General features: G+C 64.3%; 5 protein-coding genes. 3 read left to right on the top strand and 2 right to left on the bottom strand.

Features of this window, described 5'->3' with window-relative positions; genetic code table 11:
- Both V5A20_RS13155 and V5A20_RS13150 read right to left on the bottom strand, forming a co-directional pair.
- Nucleotides 1-657, bottom strand: a 657-nt coding sequence (locus V5A20_RS13155) for an alpha/beta hydrolase family protein (RefSeq protein WP_442978409.1), incomplete at its 3' end; no start/stop codon positions are given.
- A 205-nt stretch (nucleotides 658-862) separates the two neighbouring features.
- The gene (locus V5A20_RS13150) at nucleotides 863-1,303 is read right to left on the bottom strand and encodes a DUF4019 domain-containing protein (RefSeq protein WP_332316938.1); all 441 of its coding nucleotides are present in this window, start codon (nucleotides 1,301-1,303) and stop codon (nucleotides 863-865) included.
- A 214-nt stretch (nucleotides 1,304-1,517) separates the two neighbouring features.
- Between V5A20_RS13150 and V5A20_RS13145 the strand changes: the two genes are divergently transcribed.
- The 3 genes from V5A20_RS13145 to V5A20_RS13135 form a co-directional block, all read left to right on the top strand.
- Entirely contained in the window at nucleotides 1,518-2,624 is a 1,107-nt protein-coding gene (locus V5A20_RS13145; protein WP_332327544.1) for a sensor histidine kinase, read from the top strand.
- A complete protein-coding gene (locus V5A20_RS13140; protein WP_332316936.1) occupies nucleotides 2,617-3,354 on the top strand; it encodes a LytR/AlgR family response regulator transcription factor in 738 nt (245 codons plus the stop codon). Before V5A20_RS13145 ends, V5A20_RS13140 begins: the two co-directional genes overlap by 8 nt.
- A 165-nt stretch (nucleotides 3,355-3,519) precedes the next feature.
- Nucleotides 3,520-4,769: TonB-dependent receptor (locus tag V5A20_RS13135; RefSeq protein ID WP_332327543.1), on the top strand; the 1,250-nt coding region annotated here is incomplete at its 3' end.

Below are 4,769 nucleotides of genomic sequence, written 5' to 3'. Positions count from 1 at the left end.
CCCCACGCCGCGCTCGTCGTAGCGGAGCACAGCGATGCCATCGCGCGTCAGGTGGTCGGCAAGGACGTGAAAGAGCTTGTGGTTGAACACCTCGGAGTTGCGGTTCTGCGGCCCGGAGCCGGAGACGAGCACCACGGCCGGGTGCGGGCCGTCGCTCTCGGGACGGGTAAGGGTGCCCGCCAGCTCAAGGCTCGCTGCCTCATTCCGAAAGGTCACACTGTCCGCAGCGTACGGATACGGCGGCTCGGGGTGCTGCGGCCGAGGCGGCGGGGCCGTGTCTGCCTCCGCCGTGGGCGTGAGCGTCAGCGGAAACGATTGTCCCCCCTGCGTCCACTGCCCCTCGATCTTGGTGTCGCCGTCGGCCAACGCCCCGGTGTAGACCCCGCCGATGCGGTCAACCGCGAGCGTCACGCTGTCGCCTGTTACGGTCACGCGGGACACTGGAATGCCGGTCGCCCCCTGATCGGGGCTGTCCATCGTGGCAGGAAGGCCCTTTTCGCCCCCTTCGACGTGGAAGACGATCCGCACCTCCATGCCCCCGGCCTTCAGGGTTCCCGACCACGATCCCACCACGGCCTCTTGCGCCGGAGCCGTCGTGAGGCCGAGAAGTCCCAGTCCGAAAACAAGAAGAAACGCAACGCGGCGGTAGTTCGACATGAGACCGAGACAGAACGGGAACGACAGAACGTGAACGAAAAGCGTGCGCCCAGGAGCCCCCCTATCAGTGCTCCCCTTAGGCTCCGGGCTCACTCGACGTCGGCGCGCGCTGGCTGACGATGGCCCCTCTGAGAGCCTGCATTCAAACAGAGACGGAAGGGCGGCATTCCGAGAGCACTTCCTCACTCCGTTCGGGGCGCAGGTCCTATTGTTGCCCCGCCGGTTTCACGAAGTACCCCGCTACCCGCCACTCTTCTTGGTCCTTCTTGAGGGACACGGTCTCGACCGTTTCCTGCGTGCCGTACGTTGCGCGGTACTGTGCGATCACATACTCGCCTTCTGGGGCGTTGGGTATCGAACGGGTGTAGCGGGCCGTCACGAGGGAGCGCGACTGAAAGGAGCCGAGAGAACTGTGCGCCTGCCGGATCTGGGCAGCCCACTGTTCGGCGGACACCTTCGACTTGAAGAACGTAGCTCCCTCTTCCCACGTCGCTTCGTACTCATCAGCGTCGAGAAGCGCGAGCCACTCCTGAGACGCTGCTTTGGCCGCTTCTACGGCCTCTTCGTTCGACTGAGCCGACACGGGCATCGAGACGCCCACGGCGAGAAAGAGGGCGACAAGTCCTGCGGTGAGAGATCGAACCATGACTCCGGAGGTCTGTGATGAGAGCACGTCTGTGATGAGGAATGCGCAAGGGTAGTCCCTTGCACGCGCTCCCCATTCCGTCGGTGCCCCCGTTCAGCAGCGACGCGGCCCGTTCGGCAACCGAACCGTTTCATTCGGGCGTGTGAGAAGGCATGCTGTCTGTGGGTTGCACGTTCTGTCCAGTCCGGCGCCACGAGACCCGTTTCTTTGTGCCATGACACGCTTCTCTCTTTCTGGACGTGCTGTTTCCCTGCAGGTCCTCTCCCTTGCGGGCCTGCAACTGCTTGGGTGGGGGCTTTACGGCGTCGTGTACTACCTGACGCTCCGTCCATACCAGCCGTTTGGCGATATCCTCTGGAAGCAGACGCTCATTGCTACCAGCACAGGGCTGCTCGTGAGCACGCTGCTCGGAGGCCTCTACTGGAGCCTCACCCTGCGCCAGCGACACCCCGCAGTGCAGGCGCTCCTCGTGCTCGGGGCCAGCCTCGCGGCCGGGCTGGTCTGGTATCAGGTCAAGGCATGGGGTGCCGACTGGGTAAATCCGTTTATTGCTCCCGTGACGGGCCCCGGCTCCTTTCGGCCCGGCGAGGGCTCGATCCTGTCTGGCGCCGCGGCCTTTCCCATCGTCCTGTTTGCCTGGAGCGGCCTCTACCTCGGCCTCGCGCAATGGTACGCGCAGCAGCGGCAGGAGCGACGCCTGCTGCAAGCCGACGCGGAGGCACAGCGCGCCCAGCTGCGCATGCTCCGCTACCAGCTCAATCCCCACTTCTTCTTCAATGCCCTCAACACCATCGGCGCCCTGGCCGACGAGAACCCGCAGCGCGTGAAAACAGCCGTGCGCGAGCTGTCGGGGTTTCTCCGCTACACGCTGCTCGACGATGAGGACCTCGACGCGCCTCTCCACGACGAAGTGGCGGCCGCGGAGCACTACCTCGCCGTCGAGAAGATTCGCTTCGAAGACGACTTGCACGTGGCGGTGGACCTGGATGCGGAGGCCGGACGGTGGGTTGTACCGTCGTTTCTGGTGCTCCCGCTCGTGGAGAACGCCGTCACACACGGCCAGTACACGAGCCCCACGCCGCTCTGCATCCGGGTCACCGGCACGGTTGCGGAGGCGGCCCTCGTGGTAGAGGTGGCCAACACGGGGCACTGGCGCGAGGAGGCCCCTAACGGGGACGGCACTGGGACCGGCCTCGACAACGTCCGACGTCGGCTGAAGGCCCAGCATCCCGACCAGCATCGGCTCACCTTCCGCGAGGACGACGGCTGGGTGCATGTCCGCATCGAGATTGACACGGCGGCCCTCGACCACGATGCCTGATCCACTTCGGGTCCTTATCGTCGACGACGAGCGGCTGGCACGCCGGTCCGTCCGCAGTGCCCTGGATGACGTGGAGGACGCCGCGGTGGCCGGCGAGGCCGGGGGCGTGGACGCGGCCGCCGAACAGATCCACACGAGCGAGCCCGACGTGGTGCTGCTCGACGTGCAGATGCGGGGCGAGACCGGATTCGACCTGCTCGACCGCCTCGACGCGCCCGTGCAGGTGATCTTTGTGACCGCCCACGACGAGTACGCTGTGCGGGCCTTCGAAGTGAACGCCCTCGATTACCTCTTGAAGCCGATCGATCCGGACCGCCTCGCCAAGGCCCTCCGGCGCGCCCGACAGGCGGAGACGGCCCTCCCGAACGACGAGGAGGCCACCCCGGACGCCTTCCGGTACGACGACCTCTTTTTCTACGAAGAAGGCCGCCGCCCACGCTTCATCCGGATCCGCGAGATTGTCTTTATCGCAGCGGCGGGCAACTACACCGAGTTGCACCTTACCGACGGCGACACGGCCCTCACCTCTACGACGCTGTCCAACTGGACCGACCGGCTGCCCAACGCGCACTTTGCCCGCATCCACCGCTCCACGATCGTCAACGTGGAGCATGTCACCGACGTAGCCCAGACGGAGGGGCGCTCGTACGACGTACACGTGCCGACCCGCGAGGCCCCGCTGGTGATGAGCCGGCGGCGGGCACGCAGGCTGAAAGACCGCCTCGCCTGAGCCCTACGTGATCTTCACGAGGGCAGACTACGGGCCGCCTTGCAAGTGCGCCGCACGACCGGTAGTGTTCTTTCCACCCCGTTATTTAGAAGTGGTCTAAATAACTTTCCGGATTGCGAAACGGCACTGCCTCGCGCCTTCGGTTCACCAACATTTGTATCAACGATGCACGTTCGTTCCCTTTTCGCATGCACCGCACAAGTGATCAGTGCCGTCCTTCTGGTTGTCGGCCCACTCGGGTCGGTTCCCAACGAGGCCCGGGCCCAGCAATCTGCCGGGACCGTCGAAGGCCTCGTAAAGACAGCCGATGATACACCTGCCGCCGGGGTCAATGTCCGTCTGAGGGGAACCGAGCGGGGAACCACCACTAACGAGGAAGGGCGATATGTGATCTCGAACGTGCCGTCTGGGGACTACACCCTCATCGTATCGTACGTCGGGCTCGCAACTCAGCAACGACAGATTACGGTCGACGCCGGAACGCGGGTTTCCGTCTCAGCCATTACCCTGCAGGAATCCACGCAAACGTTGGAAGAAGTGGTAGTTGCGGGCGAGCGCTCCTCGTACGCAACACCGACGAGCGAGCACGTGGCCAAAATGCCGCTCCGAGACATCGACAATCCGCAGGTATCCAGCTCGATCCCAGCGACTCTCCTGGAGGACCAGGTCGTCACGAGCTTCGAGGACGCAATGACAAATGCCCCCGGCGTCTTCAAGCTCTGGGAATCGACGGGACGTGGCGATGATGGGGCCGGCTACTATTCCATCCGTGGCTTTGCCGTTCAGCCGACCATGCGGAACGGGCGTCCGGCCCTCACCAACGGCTCCCCCGACCCGGCCAACGTCGAGCGTGTGGAGATTCCGAAAGGGCCGTCCGGGACCCTGTATGGGAGCAGTCTCATTTCCTACGGCGGACTGATCAATGTCGTGACGAAGAAGCCCCACTCATCCTTCAGGGGCGAAGTATCGTACACGACGGGCAGCTTTGGCCTGAATCGGGGCGCCGTCGACCTAAACGTTCCGATCGGAGAAGAAAATGACCTCGCACTCCGCGTGAACGGGGCGTTTGACAGTCGGGCGAGCTTTCAGAATTCGGGCTTCAGCCAGTCCGGGTTCCTGGCGCCGTCGCTGTTGTACGAGGCAACCGATCAGCTTTCGTTTCGGGTCGACGCCGAGTATCATACCGCCGAGAAGACGAACCCAACGATGCTGTTTATGGCGCGCAGCAGCGCGCCCCACGCGAGCAGCATCGACGAGCTGCAGTACGACCCCGACCATTCGTTTACCTCGAACGACCTTACCCTCCGTACGCCAACGCTGCGCCTGCAGGGGCTCATGGAGTACGAGGTGGATGCATCCTGGACTGCTAAGACGTCGGTGTCGCGGAGCACGTCCAAGTCGAAGGGAAACTACAC

Origin of the sequence: Salinibacter sp. (genome assembly GCF_036626415.1) — a bacterium.
Classification (GTDB): Bacteria; Bacteroidota; Rhodothermia; order Rhodothermales; family Salinibacteraceae; genus Salinibacter.
This window is presented reverse-complemented; position numbering and strand designations above follow the sequence as displayed.

Coding starts and splice junctions, on each gene's coding strand:
- V5A20_RS13150 (WP_332316938.1), bottom strand. CDS start 1,303: ATGGTTCGATCTCTCACCGCAGGACTTGTCGCCCTCTTTCTCGCCGTG.
- V5A20_RS13145 (WP_332327544.1), top strand. CDS start 1,518: ATGACACGCTTCTCTCTTTCTGGACGTGCTGTTTCCCTGCAGGTCCTC.
- V5A20_RS13140 (WP_332316936.1), top strand. CDS start 2,617: ATGCCTGATCCACTTCGGGTCCTTATCGTCGACGACGAGCGGCTGGCA.